Annotated in this window: 8 protein-coding genes; all 8 read right to left on the bottom strand. The window is 42.1% G+C overall.

All coding sequences use genetic code 11. The features are described from left to right. Positions 1-24: 24 nt before the first annotated feature. The 8 genes from KXD93_RS04365 to KXD93_RS04400 all read right to left on the bottom strand — a co-directional run bounded on the left by KXD93_RS04365 (position 25) and on the right by KXD93_RS04400 (position 20,512). The gene (locus KXD93_RS04365) at positions 25-2,415 is read right to left on the bottom strand and encodes an ABC transporter permease (protein WP_258135641.1); all 2,391 of its coding nucleotides are present in this window, start codon (positions 2,413-2,415) and stop codon (positions 25-27) included. Positions 2,416-2,521: 106 nt separating this feature from the next. Next, positions 2,522-4,954 carry an ABC transporter permease gene (locus KXD93_RS04370; protein ID WP_258135642.1) on the bottom strand — a complete coding sequence of 811 codons (2,433 nt, stop codon included), beginning with the start codon at positions 4,952-4,954 and terminating at the stop codon, positions 2,522-2,524. 235 nt (positions 4,955-5,189) lie between these two features. Then, positions 5,190-7,694, bottom strand: coding sequence for an ABC transporter permease (locus KXD93_RS04375; RefSeq protein ID WP_258135643.1), 2,505 nt, complete (start codon positions 7,692-7,694; stop codon positions 5,190-5,192). 83 nt (positions 7,695-7,777) lie between these two features. Then, positions 7,778-10,225: an ABC transporter permease gene (locus KXD93_RS04380; protein WP_258135644.1), complete on the bottom strand. Its 2,448-nt coding sequence runs from the start codon at positions 10,223-10,225 to the stop codon at positions 7,778-7,780. Between the two features lie 99 nt (positions 10,226-10,324). Beyond that, the gene (locus KXD93_RS04385) at positions 10,325-12,772 is read right to left on the bottom strand and encodes an ABC transporter permease (protein WP_258135645.1); all 2,448 of its coding nucleotides are present in this window, start codon (positions 12,770-12,772) and stop codon (positions 10,325-10,327) included. Between the two features lie 79 nt (positions 12,773-12,851). Beyond that, positions 12,852-15,323, bottom strand: a complete 2,472-nt coding sequence (locus tag KXD93_RS04390; RefSeq protein ID WP_258135646.1) for an ABC transporter permease — start codon at positions 15,321-15,323, stop codon at positions 12,852-12,854. A gap of 78 nt (positions 15,324-15,401) precedes the next feature. Further along, complete coding sequence (locus tag KXD93_RS04395; protein WP_258135647.1) at positions 15,402-17,834, bottom strand: ABC transporter permease; 2,433 nt, start codon at positions 17,832-17,834, stop codon at positions 15,402-15,404. A gap of 230 nt (positions 17,835-18,064) precedes the next feature. Further along, positions 18,065-20,512 carry an ABC transporter permease gene (locus KXD93_RS04400; protein WP_258135648.1) on the bottom strand — a complete coding sequence of 816 codons (2,448 nt, stop codon included), beginning with the start codon at positions 20,510-20,512 and terminating at the stop codon, positions 18,065-18,067. Positions 20,513-20,619 lie beyond the last annotated feature (107 nt).

Consider the following 20,619-nt stretch of genomic DNA (forward strand, 5'->3'; position numbering starts at 1 on the left):
CTAATTTCTATCTCCAGTCGGTAATCACTCGGAACGCAAGCTTTTCACCGGATTTGTTAACGCCGCCTTTATGGCCTGGAAACTTATTGTTATTAAAGTGATCAACAGCGCCATTACCGCCGACAGCACGAATACGCCTGGGCCTATTGTTATCCGGTAATCATATTTTTGCAGCCAGTTACGTAAAAAATAAAGCGCTATAGGCGAGGCAATTACACAGCTTATCATTACCAACAATATAAAATCGCGCGATAATAAAAGCCACACTTGCGAGATAGACGCGCCAAGCACCTTGCGAATGCCAATCTCTTTGGTACGCTGTTCTGCAACGTAAGCGGCAAGCCCGAACAAGCCAAGGCAAGAGATAAATATGGCCAGGCCTGCGAACACACCGGCCAATTTGCCTACGAGTAGTTCAAGGTGAAATTTGTGATTATATTCATCATCTATAAACTGGTAGATATACGGATATGCAGGGTTATAGGTATCGAATATCTTAGTGAGTTTTTCCACAGCAGTATGTGTATCCACATTTTTTGATACACGGTACATAATGGTATTACCACCTGGATTATGGTAAAAAATCGCCGGGGCTACAGGTGTAAAGGGCGATTCCATTAAAGCGTCCTTTACCACGCCGATGATTTTGCATGGTGTCGCGGTCCCGTTCCAGGATATTAACTGGTTTATTGGGTTTTTAAGGCCGATCCGCTTAATAGCGGATTCGTTCAGGATAACATTTGTTGTATCGACACTTACGGTGTTTGAAAAGTCGTGACCCTCTTTCAGGGCCATCCCTAATGTTTTAAAATAACCGTCAGATACGAAGATGGCGCCGATATTTACCGATTCCTCCCCGGCGGCTTTACCGGGCCAATTGTTAAGCGACATGTGACTGTAGATATTGGTAACCGGACTTGATGCGGCTGCCACGCTTTCTACAACTCCTGAAGCCAGTAAATCATTTTTTAGCGCATCATAATGCGTGTTAAGATCGCCGCTCATGTCTGTCATCATCAACCTGTCAGCATTATAACCCGTGGGCCTGCTTTTAGCATACTGAATTTGCTGATAGACTATAACTGTGCTGATTATTAGTGCGATAGAGCAGCTGAATTGAACCACTACTAAGATCTTTCTCGGCAGCGCAGCGGCTTTTCCAACCTGGATGGCCCCCTTTAAAACCTTTACCGGGTTGAACGATGAAAGGTAAAATGCCGGCCTGCTACCAGCCAACAAACCAGTAATCAATACATATAGGATCATTATGACCCAGAATAGCGGATTGGCATACGGGATGCTGATGGAACTACCAATAAGGGTATTAAAGGCAGGTAATGCCAATTGCGTGAATAACAGTGAGAATAAGAATGCGACAAAGGTGATCAATATTGATTCCGTTAAAAACTGGTATATCAGGTCTTTGCGTTGTGAGCCTATAGCTTTTCTTACGCCCACCTCCCTCGCGCGCTTTTCCGAGCGGGCAGTTGAAAGATTCATAAAGTTAATACAGGCAATCACCAACACCAGGATGCCGATAATGCTGAACATCCGCACATAATCAATAAAACCACCAACTTCCTTTCCGTTCTTAAAATCAGAATATAGGTGCCAGTATTTTACGGCATGCAGAACCACTTTAGGTTTAGCGGGCCGCATCTGTACACTTTTTTGATAAACCAGGTTCCTGATCTTCGGCGCAATTTGTTCTGCTGTTACACCGGGCTGCAATTCAACGTAAGCATTGAATGAGTTATTTGTCCAAGTAGTGCGTGCACTCTTCATCCATCCTTCTGTCTGCTCTTTGAAGCTGAACGGAGTGATAAAGCCAAATTGTAAGGAAGCGTTTTGAGGGAGATCTTTCACGACGCCTGTAACCTTTAAATTCTGCTTATTATCAAAACGTACATATTTATTCACCGGATCAATACTACCAAACAACGCTTTGGCGGTCGACTCCGTTAGTACGATGGAGTAAGTTTCATTTAAAGCAAGTTTGCCGTTGCCCTTTAAAAATGGATATTGAAAGATTTTTAAAAAATCAGGATGAACGGCTCCGCCGTTTATGTACAACTTTTTGTCTCCCACCAGCAGGTCATGCCATTGCATGCCGACCCAATCAGTTTCGGCTACATGAGCGATGCCGGGAACTTCCTTGCGCAGCACATCCGCTAACGGGATTGCCAGCGCCGTTTGTGTGTGCTCACCATCATGCTGACTTGTAAAATTCAACTCAACCTGGTATAGCTGCTTGTAGTTAGGCAGAAACTTATCGTACGAGTATTCATTAACTACCCATAACGCAATAAGCAATGCGACAGCCATACCGGCAGCAAGACCTAGAATGTTAATCGCGCTGTAAACCTTATTGTTTACAATATTGCGCCATGCGATCTTTAAATAGTTCTTTATCATTTTATTTGGTCATTAGTCATTGTGTCATTCGCTACGCAGTCAGTCGTTATTTTTGTAAACAACATTTCCAAAGCGTTTTTACTAATCTCTAATCTCCAGTCACTGATCACTCGGAACGCATACTCTTTACCGGGTTTGCCAGCGCCGCTTTCAATGCTTTATAGCCAACGGTCATCCAGGCAAGTATGATCGACGATACGATCGCCAGTAAAAACACGTCCAGAGTTATATTTATCCGGTATGCAAATGTTTGCAGATAACCTGACATCATGTACCACGATACCGGCACCGCTATTAAAAATGAGATCCCGATCAGCATCATGAACTCTTTAGAAAACAGGAACAAAATATTTCCCAACGAAGCGCCAAGCACCTTGCGCACACCAACCTCTTTAGTACGCTGCACCACCATGAAGGACACCAGTCCGTACAAACCAAGACATGAAATAAAGATGGCTATGCCAGCAAAGAGCTTGTAAACAAGCGCCAGCTGATTTTCCTGTTTGTAAAACTTAGCTATATTGTCATCCAGGAAATAGCCACTGTAGGCGTATTCCGGGTACATGTGTTCCCATTGCGTTTGCAGTTTTGAAACGGTCCTGCTTAAGTTTTTCGTTTCTATCTTGATAGCGATCTGCGATAGGAATTTTTTTACGGGAGAAATAACTATTGGTTTAACAGCATCTCGTAACGAATTGGTTTTGAAATCCTTAACTACACCGGTAATAGGCGCCCATATGGCTTTCGGGCCACCACCTAGTCTAACTGTTTTGCCTATGGCCAATTCAGGCTTTGTTATCCCCAGTTTAGCCAGAAACGTTTCGTTAACTACTACCTGTTTTGCTGTATCGCTTTGGTCGTAACCTCTGCCGGCCACAAAATGCATCCCGAAGGTTTTAAAATAGTCAGCATCGCCATACTTTAAAAATGTAGTGATCCCGTTTTCCTTACCGTTATGATCAAAATAAAAGTTTGTGCCCCAATTGTTTTCTGACGACGGTGCATCAGATGAAAAGCTTACAGCCTTTACTTCCGGGTTTTGCAATAGTTGCTGTTTAAATGCATCTATTTTACGTAAACTTAAGCTATCGGTATACCCAGGAATTATAAGTACCGCGCTTTTGTTGAAACCCAAATCAGCCTCGTTAACATAATTCATTTGTTTTATGGCGATAATGGTACCAATGATGAGTAATTGCGAAATGGCAAATTGCAATACCACCAGCCCGCGACGAAGCGGGATGCCGCCAATTGAAGCTGCGGTGATCTTGTTCTTTAGTGCTAAAACAGGCTTAAATCCAGATACAACCAACGCCGGATATATGCCTGATAGCGAGATCACTACAAGGGTAACTAAAAGCAAAAATAACGCACTACCTACGCTTAACAAACTGATACTATCGGGAACGCTGGCTATGTTTTTCAGATAAGGCAAGGCGATCTTTGCTATTGCTATGGCCAATATTACGGAACTTACCACAATGATAGTGGTCTCGCCCATTACCTGGCCAATCAACTGCCCACGGCTGCTGCCCAGCACCTTGCGGATGCCAACTTCTTTTGACCTGCCTACCGACTGTGCAGTTGATAAGTTGATGAAATTGATTGATGCCATTACTATCATCAACAAGGCAATAAATGTCAGGATACGTAAAGTCGATTTGGTGGTCATGTGATCGCCGAGGGTATTTCCAAAGCGGGTATCAAAATGAAGCTCGCCTAATGGTTGTAAAAAATTCGACCTGCTCACCCTGCCCTTATCGCCGGAGTGTTTAAAGTTGAAAGTTCTAAGTTGGTTATTTATCCGGTCTACCGATTCATTAGCAGGTAACTGCATAAATACCTGGTAATTGCTGCCTACCGAATGCCATTCGGTTGAATAGCCATACTCATTGGGATGTTGTTTATAAGTGGGATAAGATACCAGGATCTTCAATGGCAGGTCGCTATTTGGCTGGGCATCTTCTATAACGCCTGCTACCGTCAAATTAATTAAATTGTCCATTTTTAGCGATTTGCCCATTGCATTCTTCCAATCGCCGAAATATTTTGTGGCGCTGCTTTTGTCTATGATTACCATGTTCGGAGCAGCTAATGCCTTTTTATCACCCGCCAGCCAGGTTGCGCTAAATATGTCGAAGAACTGTGGTTCCATAAACATTACACCAATGTCTTCCGTAAACTTTTTGTCAGCAACACCCTGCGATGAACCATTTTGAGTCACGGTGATCTGGCTGCCATAGCTGGCATTTATTGCGGCTACTTTTGCTTGCGGAAAATCAAGCCGCAATGCTTCGGTTGTAGGGATTGGAACTCCCGGATTGTAAGCAATTCCGCCCTCGTGCTTTTCAGCAGTTACCACATGGTAGATATTTTTAAAATTGGGCCTGAAGGTGTCAAAGCTCAATTCATACTGGATCACTACGAATAACAGCAGGCAGGCTGCTATACCAACGGTTAATCCCGAAACATTAATGGCTGTATAGCCTTTATGGTGTACAATATTACGCCAGGCGATTTTGAAATAGTTTTTCAGCATATTGATAAGTTGTTGGCATATTATAGTTAAAACTCATACCAAACAAACAATACATTAATAATCAGATACTTATAAATAACATCAATGTACGAATGTGTTCGTAAGTGTAACAACGGGTGTACGGTTTTGATACAGTGAAGTTTAGTTGATTAGAGGTTAGAGGCCGGAGATTAGAGATTAGAGAGTAGAGACCAGAGATTAGTTGAAATGGAACTAATCTCTGGTTTGTTCATTATTATTCTGATCGCAAACTTTTCACCGGGTTACCAATAGCAGCCTTTATGGTATGATAACTCACCGCTATAATAGCCGTTAGCATAGCAATTATACCAGCCACAACAAACAATGTCCAGTCGGGCGTTATGTGATAGGTAAAATTATCAAGCCATTGGTGCACAAGATAATATGCTAAAGGCGCCGCAATAACGAATGATCCGCATGCCAGCAGGATCGTCCCACGGTTTAGCAACAGGAATAAATTTGACACTGATGCTCCTAATACCTTGCGGATACCAATCTCCTTTGTACGGTTAAGCGTAGTAAGCCCCGATAAACCAAACAAGCCCAGGCAGGCTATAATTATTGCCAGGATACATGATACGGTAATAGTGGTCATCCAGCGCATATAGGCATCATAGCTTTTGGCTACATCCTCGTCCAAAAAAGTGTAGCTGAAAGGCAGGTTTCCCGTTAATTTATTCCAGTTGCTTTTAATATTAGCCATAGCATTAGGGATGCTGTGCCCAGCCTTTATTTTCACCCTGAAGTACTTATAAACATTAGGATATGCTTTGATGTATACCGGCGCTATTGCTTTTGTCAGATCATCGTTGTGGAAGTCTTTACATACCCCGATAATAAGTGCGCCTAATGACGGGTTCACCTGCCCCATTTCGGGTTTACCCAACATATTATACAAGGTTTCGTTCACCACAACGCTCCGTCCAACCGATGAACTGTGTGGTGTCTTTTGTTCTGCAGTAAGCTGAAGACGTGCCGTATCGCTAACAATGTCATGTGAAAATGCCCTGCCTTTTATAATCGGGATCTTATTAAATGCAAAATAGTTATAATCAGCTCCTATCGACTGAATTGGCACTGGTTTACCATTGATTAGGTGCCCGTTTTGACCGTACTGCTCAAATCCAAACGTCGTTGAGGTAACATCCTGCAAATTGGGTTCGGTAGCTACAAAATGATACATTTGATTTTTGAAAGCCGCAGCTTTCTGGCCTTCATCCCATCCGTATGGATTCGCCAACACTACCACCTGGTCTTTATCAAAACCCATATCAGCGTTGCTGATAAAATGCATTTGCTTGTTGATGGCCAATGTCGAAATAACAAGAATAACACAAATAGAAAATTGAACAACGATAAGGCTTTTTGATAAAACAGGGTTGATCTTATACGCTGAAAATCCCCTCATAATATTTAACGGACGAAGGCCTGACATAGCCAACGCAGGGTAAACACCTGCAAGTAAACCAAGTATGATTGCAAGCGTAAACAATAATACTGCTATATCTATAACAGAAAAGTTTGACAGGTTAAATGCTGAGCCGGTGAGGCTGCTAAAGAAAGGCAGGCATATAAATGAAACCAGCAAACCCACTATAATTGCTATAAAAGCCAGCAATTGTGTTTCGGTATAATATTGAAGGATGATCTGCCTTCTCCCCGCTCCGATCGTTTTGCGAACCCCTACATCCTGCGACCGGGAAATAGCATTGGTTAGTGTAAGCAGTATATAGTTTAAACAGGCTATAAATAAAATAATTATGGCCAGGCAAACCAACTGGTAAATGTTTTTTAAGTCGGTGTAATGGTACCAGTTCTGGCTTTGGTTATAGTGGGCTTCGGCAAAGGGCCTTAGATACACATGAAAATTTTCAGGCTTGTTTTTAGGGTCTTGTTGAGCCATCGATTCAGTAAGTGTTTTAAAATACCGCGTCGAAAATGCATCCAGTTTTTTTTGAAACGTGTTAACGTTAGTCCCCTTTGCCAGCCTGATCATCAGCAGGTCGTTAAAGCTGTTGGTGCCGCGTTTTAACTCATCATTATAATATGGGTCGGCCATGCGGGGGATAACAATGTCAAATTTAAAGCTGGAATTTGCTGGAAAATCCTTTGCCACCCCGCTAATGGTCAGCAATAGTTTGTCGCTGGTAATATTTAAAGTTTTACCAACCACATTTGTGCTGCCAAAATATTTCTTAGCCAGCTTTTCGCTTATTACAACCTGTTTTTGTCCCCTCAGTACATTTGCGGGCTCTCCTGAAATCAGTGGAAAACTGAATGCACTGAAAAAATCGGCATCGGCATAAACAACATTTTCATTTTTCTCTTTAAAACTTTGGTTATCTATCCGGATCACAGGATCCTGTAACTCTGCTATGCGAATGGCATTTTCAACCTCTGGAAAATTCGACTTGATATCCGGGGCAAAAGCCACCGGTGTAATTATCATGTTTTTTTGTTCTTCATTCTTCATTAATAAAGAGAAGAAACTTTTCTTAGGCTTTTCCTTATCAAAAGCACTAAACACATTGGTTTGCTCCAGCCGGAACAACCTGTCGTTAGAGGCGTGGAAGCTATCGAACGATTGCTCGTTTTTTACATACAGGTAAACCAGGATGCAGAATGCGCCGGCCACACCTAAGCCAATAACATTAATGGCCGTGTACAGTTTGTTGCGGAAAATATTCCGGATTGCAAGTTTTAGGTTTTTTTTTAGCATATGTTGTGTTAGTTCATGGTTAATAGTTCATTGTTCATAGCCGCTGCATGTTTTTCAACTAATCTCTGATCACTAGTCTCTAATCACTCGGAACGGAGGCTTTTCACCGGGTTAGCAATAGCAGCCTTAACCGTTTGAAAACTTGACGTAAACACTGCCGCCACCAACATTCCCACAGCGCTTAGGGCGAAGATCCACCAGCTGATAGTGGTGCGGTCAGCAAAGTTTTGCATCCATCGGTTCATAGCATACCAGGCAATAGGCGTTGTTAGCGTAAAGGCAAGCAGGATGAGCCACACCAGTTCTGTTGATAATAGTGTTACTATTTGCGCCACAGAAGCACCCAGCACCTTCCTTACCCCTATTTCCTTAGTGCGCTGGTTAGTAGTATAAATCGCTAGTCCCAATAGGCCAAGGCAGCTGATGAAGATGCAAAGCCCTGTCGCCCAACTTAACAACGTTGAAAAGTGCTGCTCGTTTTCATAAAACTTGGCAATGGTTTCATCAAAGAAGTTATTTTGAAAATCGCTGTCAGGGTAGATTTCCTTCCACGCTTTTTGGATGCTTGCTATCCCCTTTTTCCAATCATCACTGTTTGCGGTCTGTGGTTTTAGGGCGATATGAACGGTACCAAAATTCCAGTGGTCAGGATATATTGCCAGTGGTTTTATAAGCGAATGCAGCGATCCCTGGTGAAAATCACCAATCACACCTACAATCTGCATATGTTGTTTACCAAATTCAATTGTTTTTCCCAATGCTTTTTCCGGAGTTTTGAACCCTAATAATTGTGCATAGTTTTGGTTAATAAGCATCCCGCTAATGGAATCACTCAAGCGGATATTTCTGCCTGCCAGCAATTTTATTTTGTAAATGTTGATATAAGTTTCATCGCCCGACTTTGTTTGCAATTCGGTCTTTATTTCCTTCTTACCGTCTTTGTAAGTAATAGTTCTGGAATTCCAGCCATTTGACGACGGAATATCTCCACCCAGCCCTGCCATTGCAACTTGCGGAATAGCACGAACCTTGTTTAAAAACACAAGTTTGTTGGTTGGATTTTTATCCTGCCATGGCGTATTAAGATAAATGATGGCCTCTTTTTTAAACCCGAGATCTTTATGCAATGCATAATAGATCTGCTTACTTACCAGAATGGTCGCCATTATAAAGAATTGGGCAATCATAAACTGCGTTACCGTTAACGATTTACGCATCCAGGCATTACGGGTTTGACTTTTCCCATTCGCCGATTGATTTTTAAGCACATCCACCGGTTTGTATGACGAGAGCACCAATGCCGGGTAAAAACCGGATAGCAAACTAACTAGCAGTATCAATATCAGCAGGAAAACAATAACATCAGGCTGATGAATAAAATCGGCCTTTAAGCCTTTCGGCATAAAATCGGCGAAGGTTTTTAAGATAACCGGGGTTAACGCAACTGCTAAGATCACCGCAAATAATGTCACGAGGAATGTTTCGCTAAGGTGCTGACCAATAAGTTGCCCGCGTGTGCTACCCAGTGTTTTCCTGATCCCGATTTCTTTTGCCTTTTGCGATGCCTGTGCCGTTGTAAGGTTGATAAAATTGATGCAGCCCAATAAAAGTAGAAATGCAGCTATCGTCATTAAACCATATAAAGTTGTGGTGCTTACAATCGGGATATCGTAATTATAATAGCGGTCGTTAAAATGCATGTCTGCCAATGGCTGTAGCATAAAGGCTTGTGTCTGTCCTTTTTCTTCAGGCTTTGGCGGGTGATGCCTTTTTAGTAAGGCATTCAACTGTTTTTCTATAGTTTTTGGATTTGCGCCTTTGTTCAACTTTACAAAAAACTGAGAGTTTGACGAAGTACTCCCCCAGTCCTGCACATCCGGGTTTGTATTTTTGCTGATCCGAAGCGTCGCCAGTGAAATAAAGTCATGGAAAATAAAATCAGTATTTTGCTTAATTGGTTCTATGATCCCGGTGATGGTCGTTTTGATGGTATCGTCATAAATAACTTCCTTACCCAATACCTGCTCGATTGAAAGATGCGGATAATATTTTTTTGCCTGGTCAACCGATAACACAACCTGGTGTGCGTTGTTCAATGAGTTTTTAGGCGAGCCTGCCAGCCATTTGTAATTGAACAGGTTAAAATATGATTGCTCGGCATAAATAATGCTGCTTTCATCTTTAAATTTAGTTGGCCTATTCGATCCATTCGGGATTAAAACCTGCCCGCCTGTTGTTTGGAACGGGGCGGAGATTTCGATGCCTGTCATCTCGTTTTTAACCGCCAATGCAAGTGGGCCGGTAACACCGCTATTATAATTCGGTGAGCCTGCAAACACATAGTTGGTAACTACGCGATAGATCCGGTCGCCATCCTTGTGGAATTTATCAAACGTCAGATCGTAATGAACGATCAGGTAGATCACCAGCGAGGCGCTGATCCCGATTGAAAGGCCTACAACATTTATTAGCGTAAACAGTTTGTGCTGTTTAAAACTCCGTAACGCGATCTTAAAATAGTTTTTTATCATTGTGTGTTTGGTTCATTGTGTGTTTGGTTCATTGTTTATAGTTCATGGTTCATAGCCGGGTATGTCCTTTTCAACTAATCTCTGATCTCCAGCCTCTAATTACTCGGAACGCAGGCTCTTCACCGGGTTTGCAATAGCCGCTTTAACCGTTTGAAAACTCGATGTTATTACCGCTGCCAGCAACATGGCCGAGCCGCTTAATACAAAGATCCACCAGCTGATACTTGTGCGGTCCGAGAAGCTTTGTATCCATTGGTTCATGGCATACCAAGCTATTGGCGTGACTATTACAAAAGCCAATAAGATCAGCCAGATCAATTCGGATGATAACAATGTTACTATCTGTGCAACGGAAGCGCCAAGCACCTTGCGTACACCGATCTCCTTGGTTCGCTGGGTAGTAGTATAAATTGCAAGCCCTAATAAGCCAAGGCAGCTAATAAATATCGACAATCCCATCGCCCAATTCAGCAGCGTCGATGTTTGTTGTTCGCTTTCATAGAACTTAGCAATGTTTTCATCAAAAAAGTGGTATTCAAAGTCGTCATCAGGATAAATTTCCTTCCAGGCGCTTTGCATGCCGGCTATGGCTTGCTTCCAATCATTACCGCCTGCAGTTTGTTGTTTTAGTGCAATATGAAAAGTACCATTTCTCAATGGGTTTATAGCGATGAACAATGGTTTTATTGGTGCATGTAACGATTTCTGGTTAAAATCATGAACAACTCCAACCACCTGTGCCTTTTTACCGTTAAGGGTTACTGAAATCCCGACAGCATCCGCCGGATGTTTAAAGCCAAGCACTTTGACATAAGTTTCGTTAACCAGCAAATTAGAAGCCGAATCACCCTTTTGCAGGTCGCGGCCTGCGAGTAATTTAATATGGTACAGCTTTACATAGTTCTCATCACCAAACTTACGTTCAATTTCCGTTTTGATTTCCTTTTTGCCGTCTTTATAAACCAAGTCGGTTGAATTGGATCCATTTGATGAAGGGGCAGAATTACCAAAACTTACTAATTCAACCTGCGACAGCGCGCGTAGTTTATTTAAAAATACCTGGTCGCGTGCCGGTTGAGGGTTTTTAAAGGGTTTGTTGATGATCACAATCGCATCTTTTTTAAAACCTAAATCTTTATGTATGGCATAATAGATCTGCTTGCTTACCAGCACCGTGGCCATTATAAAAAATTGAGCTATTACAAATTGTGTTACCGTTAACGACTTCCGTAACCATGCATTACGAGTTTGACTGCTGCTGGATTGTGCCTGGTTTTTCAGAACTGACACCGGCTTATATGATGATAGCATAATAGCCGGGTAAAAACCGGCTAAGAAGCTTACAGCTACCGTTAAGATCACCAGAAAGACGATCAGATCTGGCTTATTTGCAAAATCGGCCTTTACACCCTTCGGGATAAAGTCGGCAAATAGCTTTAATATAATCGGGGTTAATATAACCGATATTAAAACAGCAATAAGGGTAACAAAAAAGGTCTCACTTAAAAATTGAAATATCAGTTGCCTGCGACTGCTGCCCATGGTTTTACGGATCCCTATTTCCTTTGCCCGTTGGGATGCCTGCGCGGTGGTTAAGTTTACAAAATTGATGCAGCCCAACAATAGCAAAAATGCGGCAATCACCAATAAACCGTACATCGTGTTTTTATTGGCTGTCCGTCCATTATCGAAGGTGCCATACAAATCATTAAAATGCACGTCGCTCAAAGGCTGTAAACGATCTTCTTCGGTACTTCCTTTTTCTTGTTTGTGGTTACTATGCAACAGCGCGTTCAATTGTTTTTCAACGTGTGCTATAGTTGTTTTGGCCGATAGCTTAACCCACAACTGAAATGCAGAATTTGTGTTGTCCCATTGATTTAGTGCTAATTGATCGCCCAACGCGTTTTTTGGCGTTGCTGAGCTGTAAGATATAAAATCGTGAAAAGTAAAATCAGTATTTTGGGTGATGGTTTGTACTATACCGGTAACAGTAGTTTTTAGGGTATCATAGGTTACTATTTTCCCGATCATCTGCCCGTAATCAAGCGATGGGAAATATTTTTTTGCCTGTGCAGATGAAAGCACTACCTGGTTTGGTGCACTCAATGAGTTTACCGGCGAACCGGCTAGCCACTTGTAGTTAAAAATCTTAAAAAAGCGATTATCGGCCAGTACCACATCATCCTGAGCCTTGTACCTTGTAGGTACGTCTCCCTTTCCTTCTATAAAAACGTTAGGTTGAAATAAGGTAAAGAATGGAGCAACTACATCCAGCCCGCTTACCTGGGCCTGGGTTGCCGCGGCTAGTGGAGCACAAACACCACTGTTATGCGCGGGTTCTCCCTGGAACGAAAAATTCGATACCACACGATAAATCCGGTCGCCGTCTTTATGAAACTTATCAAAGGTAAGGTCGTAATGTACAATCAGGTAAATAACAACTGACGCGCTTATCCCTATCGATAAACCTATAACGTTTATTAGTGTAAATAGCTTATGTTTTCTGAAGCCCCTGAAGGCAATTTTAAAATAGTTTAGTATCATGGGTTTAGTTCATTGTTTATAGTTCATGGTTCATAGTTGGAATCTCCTTTTCAACTAATCTCCGATCTCCGGTATTTACTCACTCGGAACGCAGGCTCTTCACCGGGTTTGCAATTGCCGCTTTAATTGTTTGAAAACTCGATGTAAATACCGCTGCTACCAGCATTCCCGCTCCACTGATTGCAAAAATCCACCAACTTATAGTTGTGCGGTCGGCAAAGCCTTGCATCCAATAGTTCATGGAGTACCAGGCTATAGGTGTGACTATTACAAAAGCTAAAAGGATCAGCAAGATCAGCTCCGACGATAACAGGGTTACCACCTGCGCAACCGTTGCACCAAGTACCTTTCGCACACCAATCTCTTTTGTTCGCTGGTTGGTGGTGTAAATGGCGAGGCCCAATAAACCCAGGCAGCTGATAAATATCGACAGCGCGGTTGCCCAGGTAAGCAATTGGGACGTGTGCTGCTCGGTTTCATAGAATTTAGCAATCGTTGCATCAAAAAAATCATAGCTAAAATCGTCATCAGGGTAAACCTCCTTCCATATTTTTTGGACGCCTGCAATGGCCGTTTTCCATTCACCTCCCCCGGCGGTTTCGGGTTTTAAGGCAATATGAAATGTGCCCTTCATGAAGCTATTTGTACCTGTGTATATGGCTAACGGCTTCACCGGTTCGTGAAGCGATCGCTGATGAAAATCAGACACCACACCTACAACCTGTAAAGTTTTAGGACCATTAAAATGGATCAATACCGTTCCAATTGCTGCGCTTGGCGTTTTAAAGCCTAACACTTTTGAATACTTTTCATTGATCACCACGCTTTTTGATGTATCGCCAATACGCAACGCTCTACCTGCAAGCAATTTAAGCTTGTATAGCTTCATGTAATTTTCATCACCGAATTTTAGCTGAACATCGGTTTTTACTTCTTTTTTACCATCCTGGTAGGTCACTAATGTTGAATTCGTACTACCCGAAGATGGCGGCGCGCCGCCAAGACTAACCAGTTCAATCTGCGGCATTGCGTTTAATTTATTAAAAAACACCTGGTTTCGTGCATCGGTCCGGTTTTTCCATGGAGAGTTTACCACAATTATGGCATCCTTTTTAAAGCCCAGGTCCTTATGCAACGCATAATGTATTTGCTTGCTAACCAATACAGTTGCCATTATAAAAAACTGTGCAATTACAAATTGAGCCACCGATAACGACTTGCGCAGCCATGCTTTGCGGCTTTGGCTGCCAGCTGAGCTCACCTGGTTTTTAAGCACAGATACCGGCTTATAGCCCGACAATACCAGGGCCGGATAAAATCCGGATAATAAGCTTACTATCAATACGAGGCTAATGAGGAATAGGATAAGATCTGGTTGATGCAGAAAGTCAACTTTAACACCAGGTGCAATAAAATCAGAAAACAGTTTCAGCACAACAGGCGCCAATGCTGCCGATAGGATAACGGCGATTAGGGTAATCATGAACGTTTCGCTTAAAAACTGGAAGATAAGCTGCGCCCTGCTGCTGCCCATTGTTTTGCGGATCCCAATTTCCTTTGCCCGTTGGTTTGCCTGGGCTGTAGTTAAATTTATAAAGTTGATACATCCCAAAATCAGCAGAAATGCAGCTATAACCAACAAACCTCTAAGGGTATTTTTGCTGGCAATACGGCCATTATCAAAATTGCCATAGTCGCTGTTAAAATGTAGATCGCTTAAGGGCTGCAAACTAAAACCGTGGCTATTTCCCTTATTTTCAGGCTTGGGAGGACTACTTTTTTTAAGAATATAATTTACCTGTTTTTCAATATTGGCCGCAGTTGCAGTCGGCGAAAGTTTAATAAATAATTGAGACGCTGATGTGGTGCTTTCCCATTCGTTAAGCTGTAGTTGGTCTTTAAAGTCTTTTACTACGGTACCTGTACTATATGATATAAAATCGTGAAAAGTAAGGTCGCTGTTTTGCGTAAAGGCTTGTACAATTCCGGTAACAGTGGTTTTAACGGAATCGTAACTAATTACCTTACCTATCATTTGCCCGTAAGATAGGTCAGGGAAATATTTTTTGGCTTGATTTGATGTCAGTACAACCTGGTTGGGTGCCTGCAACGCAGCTTTTGCTGAGCCGGCAAGCCACGTATAATTGAAAATTTTAAAATATTCGGGGCCGGCCAATACCACATCGTCCTGGTTTTTAAAACGGGTTTGAGGTGCGCCTGCTTTGCCCGGGACAAATACATTTGGCTGGGATAAGGTAAAAAAAGGCGCTACAACAGCAACACCTGTAGCCTGGCCTTTAATGGCGCCTCCCAGCGGGCCGCATACGCCGCTGTTATAACCTACCTCTCCCTGGAAGGTGTAGTTAGAAACCACACGGTAAATCCGGTCCCCATCGTTATGAAATTTGTCGAACGTAAGCTCGAAATGTACTATTAAATAGATCACTATGGACGCACTAGTTCCAATCAACAAGCCGGTAATGTTTATTAGGGTAAACAGCTTATGCTTCCTGAATCCTCTGAAGGCAATTTTAAAATAGTTTTTAATCATGGTTTAGTTCATTGTTAATGGTTAATGGTTCATAGCTGGAATCTCCTTTTCAACTAATCTCCTATCTCTAGTTTCTAATCACTCGGAACGCAAACTCTTCACAGGGTTCGTCAATGCAGCCTTTATAGACTGAAAACTGATGGTTACAAAAGCTATAATTAATGCGATTACACCTGCCATTAACAATACCCACCAGCTTACATTAATCCGGAATGCAAAATCAAGCAGCCATTTATTCATGGAGAACCAGGCGACAGGCAGGGCAATTATTGCCGCAACCAGTACGAGCTTTAAAAAGTCTTTTGATAGTTCCTGCACTATTTGCGGTACGCTGGCGCCCAATACCTTACGCACTCCTATTTCCTTAACCCTTTGTGTTATGGTAAAGGCTGATAAACCAAATAAGCCCAGGCATGCTATAAAAATAGCGATGCATGAGAATATGGTGAACAAGCTGCCCTGTTGTTGTTCGCTGTTGTAAAGCTGACCGAATTTTTCATCCAAAAAAGTAAATTCAAATGGTGTTTCGGGCAGGTATTTGTGCCAGGTTTCCTGGATAGCCTGGATCGCTGCTTGTGTATTATTACCGTCAACCTTTATCGACAGCTTTCCATAATAGGCATTACGGGCAGGTAGGCTAAACAATAACGGAATGATCTTTTGATGTAACGATTCGAAATGAAAATCTTTAACCACCCCTATTATTTTTCCTTTAACGCCGCCATATTGCATGTCTTTGCCCAAAGCATTTTCAGACGTCTTCCAGCCAAATTCCTTAACGGCCTCTTCATTTATTATAAAATTGTTGGTATCGGTTGAAAAGGCTTTTGAAAAATTTCTGCCGGCGGCCATTTGCATACCATATGTTGGGATAAAGCCATAATCGGTTGTGATATACTTGAGGTCGATTTTGATGGGTTGTAACGATCCTCCCTCGATTATTGAAGCGTTCTGGTCGTCCAATAGCCGTCCTGATGGGATGCGCGACGATATACCCAAATCCTTAATGGCGCTATTTTTTTTCAGATCATTCTTGAACGCATCATATTGCCTGTTTAGGACGTAAGGATAACCCATTGTTATAATATGGTCTTTATTAAAACCGAGCGCCAATTTTTGAATGTATTGCAATTGCTGAAAAACTACCGTGGTGGCCACGATCAGGATAATGGAAATAGAAAACTGTACTACTACCAGTACTTTTCTGAACGAGATGTTTCCCTGGCCTACCTTTACAATTCCCTTTAAAACCTTTACCGGTAAGAATGACGACATAAAGATTGCCGGGTAGATCCCGCTTATCAGCCCGATAACAAACGGGAGCGCTATTATTGGCAATAAGATATTCCATTGCAGCAGGCTGCTGATCGACAGAAACTGCCCCGAAAGCTTATTTACAAACGGTATCAGTAACACGGTTAACACAGATGCCAGGATCAATGCTACCCAGGTTATTAGCACCGATTCGCTTAAAAACTGCCCGATGATCTCCTTGCGCTGTGCACCGATCACCTTTCTGATACCAATTTCCCTTGCCCTTAATGCCGAACGGGCAGTAGACAAGTTCATATAATTTATACAGGCAATTAGCAGGATAAACAGGGCAATAGCCGAGAAGATCATTACTCTTTTGATATCGCCATTTTCCTCTATCTCATCGTCGAGATGCGATTTAAGGTGGATATCCGTAAGGTTTTCCAATTCCAGTTTAGTTACCTGATGGGTTTTTAAGTTGCCGGGCATCCCCTGAAAGTGAACATATTTGTCAAGGAAATCCGGGAGCTGTGCCTTTACCCTGTCGGCATTATAATCCTTGGGAAACAGTAGGTAGGTATAAAATGAATTATTACCATAGTTGGTTTCAAGCTGTTTCTCGCCATACACAGCCGTATCCTTTAAGGTATTGAACGACATCAGGATCTCGGGATGCATGTGTGAATTGGCCGGGAATGCCTTAAAGATTCCGGTAACCTTAAAATTATGCTTAAGGTTGTCCAATAGGATACTTTTATTTATTGGGTCTTCGTCGCCAAAATATTTCCTGGCGACATCCTCGGTAAGCATAATACTATACGGGTCCAGCAGCCCCTTTTGCTTATCGCCCTTAACGATTGGCACATTAAAAAAGCTGAAAAAATTCTCATCAGCAAAAACGCTGTTTTTTTCATTAAACAGCTTGTCCTTATACTTCAGTGCAGTACTTCCACTTGGGTAAATCCGGGTGACTTTTTCAATATCCGGGAATGCGGTTTTTAACAGGGGGCCAAACGGCGGCGCAACGGCACTTAAATGCAGGTTTTCAACACCGGGAGCGGTATAAAAAATACGGGTTACCCGGTATATGTCCTTTGCGTTTTTATTAAACTTATCATAGCTGCGCTCATTAATAATATAAGCTAAAATTAGCAGGCAACAGGTTAACCCAACGGTTAAACCAAATATGTTGATGAATGAAATAAATGGATGCCTTTTGATATTCCGAAACGCACTCCTCAAATAGTTTTTTATCATGGTGTTATTTATTTATCGTTCATTAGTTTATTAGTTCATCCGTGTCTTATGGTTACCTACGCCGGCAAAGTGTTCCATTTTTACTCACGGAACACCCGGAACAAAGTGAAACATTCTGACTATCAGAACTATTTCCTTTTATTAAGGATTATGAGTAGCTAATAATCAGAAACTATACCATCCACCTTTATCTCGAACTCACATTAATTTAACTATTCTCTAATCTCCAATTACTCAGAACGCAAACTCTTTACGGGGTTTGCCAGTGCAGCTTTCACTGACTGAAAACTAATGGTTACCAGCGCTATCAGTATTGCCGATACCCCGGATACCACGAAGATCCACCAACTGATGTTAATCCGGTATGCGAAATCCTGCAACCATATATTCATAAAATAATAGGCAATTGGCGATGCTATTAAAATGGCGATCATAACAAGGCTTATGAAATCTCTGCTCAGCATCGATACAATGCTTGAGGCACTGGCACCCAAGACCTTCCTGATCCCTATTTCCTTAACCCGCTGCTGTGCTGTAAACGTAGCCAGGCCAAACAATCCCATGCATGAAATAAAGATGGCAATGCCCATCGCTGTGCTCATTAGTTTGGCCGTTTTCTGTTCTTTCTCATATAAATTGGCAATCGTTTCGTCAAAAAACTTGTATTCGAATTTCTCATTCGGATACACTTCCTTCGAGATCTTTTCTATTTGGGTGATGGTTTTCTTAAAATCATCAGCCTGTTTGCCTGCGGTGGCGAGCTTTATACTTAACGTTCTTTCATTATCCTTGATAGAGCACAAAAAGAATGGGGTAATAGCCTCATGCAGCGATTTTGAATGAAAATCCTTTACAACCCCCACAATTGCGCGCTTTTGATTATTAATACCGACTTCTACAATTTTCCCAAGAGCGTCCTCGGGGTGTTTAAATCCAAGGGCCCTGGCACAGGTTTCGTTTACCAGGAACTCCGTCAACGTATCCGCATGTCGCAGGTTTCTGCCGGCAATTATCTTCAGACCGAACAGCGGCACATAATTTTCATCGCAAAAATCAAATGAGGCATCAATTTTATTTTCTCCGTTGGCGCCTTTATAACTCATATAAGTTCCAGGGTGTCCTGTTGCCGCCGGCGTTATCCGGTGGCGGGTTATTAACTGCACTCCCTGTAACTGTTTTATTTTGTTGGCATAAACAGTCAGTTGCTCACTTGTACTATTCCAGCCTGTACGGATAGATATGATCGCATCCTTATTAAAGCCAAGGTCCTTATTCAGTATAAAATGGATCTGGTTGCCGATGACAACTGTGCCTATAATAAAAACCAGCGAAACGGTAAACTGAAATACGATCAGCGATTTACGCAGGTAGCTTTTACCATTAAGTTTTTGTGAACCCTCTCCCTTTAAGCTTATCACTGGCAAATAAGACGATAATACCCGCGCAGGATAAATCCCCGCAAGCAGTCCTGTAAATATCGTTACCGAAACTAAAAATATTAGGACCGGCGCGCTCAACAGATCCAAAGTAACGCCCGGTGGAATTAAATTATGGAAAGCTGCCAGCACAGGGTTTGCCATCATAACAGAAACAAATACGGCAACTATCGTTACAAAAAAGGTCTCTATTAAAAATTGTATAGTTAAACTTGTTTTACTGCCCCCCAACACCTTACGTACTCCAACTTCCTTAGCCCTGCGCAACGATTGCGCCGTTGAAAGGTTGACAAAGTTTATCACAGCTATTACCAAAATAAACAAGGCTATTCCTATAAGGGCATAAAGCGTTGGCAAATGTGCCTTGCGGGTGTAGGAGTCTTCATAGGCGCTGTTAAAGTGAACATCTGCTAAAGGCTGTAACTTTAGTTCCACACTATTACCCGGGGGCATTGTTATATGAGCCTTAACAAAGGCTGGAAACTGTTTGGCAACTTGTGCAGGTGTAACACCCTTTGCCAGCTTTACATATCCCTGTGAATTATAATCCCACATACCCCAATGCTGCAAATCGATATCGTTTTTTAAGAAACTGTGTTGTATGGTAGCAAATGACACGAAATCCTTAAACCCAAAGTCAGTATTGTTGCTCCAATCCTTAACAACTCCCGAAACTGTAAGGTGCAACGAATCGTTGTAAGTAACATTTCTGCCAATGACGTTCTGCGGCTCAACATCTCCAAAATATTTTTGCACTTCACTTTCAGAAAGCACAATTTTAAATGGCTCTTTTAATGCAGTTGCGGCATTACCCGCGAGCCATTGGTATTTAAATAGGTTAAAGTATTGTGGCTCGGTAATAATTATGCTTGATACGTCTTCCGCAGCGTCAAATTTCCTGGGATCTTTGCTCCCGTCAGGGATGGTAACTTTAAAAGCATAATTATAAAACGCCGTAACATTTTCAAAACCGCTTACCTCGTTCCGGATAGTGATCGGCAACGCGCTGATGGTAGAACCCAAATCATCGGTTTTCCCATTCGGGTTATGAAACCTCGCCACTATCCGGTAAATGCGCTCCTTATCAGGGTGAAAATTATCATAGCTTAACTCAAAGCTTGTGATCAGGTAAATGACCAAACAAGCGCAAATCCCAAGTGAAAGCCCAAGTACGTTTATGGCAGTGTAAACCTTATTACGGGTAATGTTGCGCCATGCGGTTTTAAAGTAATTCTTTATCATGATTGAATCATTAGTTCATTTGTTTATTAGTTCACTAGTATCTTGTGGTTTATAATTTACAACAGAAAATCACCTTGGCCATAATTCACCTAATCTCTGATCGCTAG

The organism is Mucilaginibacter phenanthrenivorans (assembly GCF_024721155.1).
Classification (GTDB): domain Bacteria; phylum Bacteroidota; class Bacteroidia; order Sphingobacteriales; family Sphingobacteriaceae; genus Mucilaginibacter; species Mucilaginibacter phenanthrenivorans.

What these genes read in the sequence shown, in the direction of transcription:
- KXD93_RS04390 (WP_258135646.1), bottom strand. Translation starts at nt 15,323, where the DNA reads ATGATTAAAAACTATTTTAAAATTGCCTTCAGAGGATTCAGGAAGCAT.
- KXD93_RS04395 (WP_258135647.1), bottom strand. Translation starts at nt 17,834, where the DNA reads ATGATAAAAAACTATTTGAGGAGTGCGTTTCGGAATATCAAAAGGCAT.
- KXD93_RS04375 (WP_258135643.1), bottom strand. Translation starts at nt 7,694, where the DNA reads ATGCTAAAAAAAAACCTAAAACTTGCAATCCGGAATATTTTCCGCAAC.
- KXD93_RS04370 (WP_258135642.1), bottom strand. Translation starts at nt 4,954, where the DNA reads ATGCTGAAAAACTATTTCAAAATCGCCTGGCGTAATATTGTACACCAT.
- KXD93_RS04400 (WP_258135648.1), bottom strand. Translation starts at nt 20,512, where the DNA reads ATGATAAAGAATTACTTTAAAACCGCATGGCGCAACATTACCCGTAAT.
- KXD93_RS04385 (WP_258135645.1), bottom strand. Translation starts at nt 12,772, where the DNA reads ATGATACTAAACTATTTTAAAATTGCCTTCAGGGGCTTCAGAAAACAT.
- KXD93_RS04380 (WP_258135644.1), bottom strand. Translation starts at nt 10,225, where the DNA reads ATGATAAAAAACTATTTTAAGATCGCGTTACGGAGTTTTAAACAGCAC.
- KXD93_RS04365 (WP_258135641.1), bottom strand. Translation starts at nt 2,415, where the DNA reads ATGATAAAGAACTATTTAAAGATCGCATGGCGCAATATTGTAAACAAT.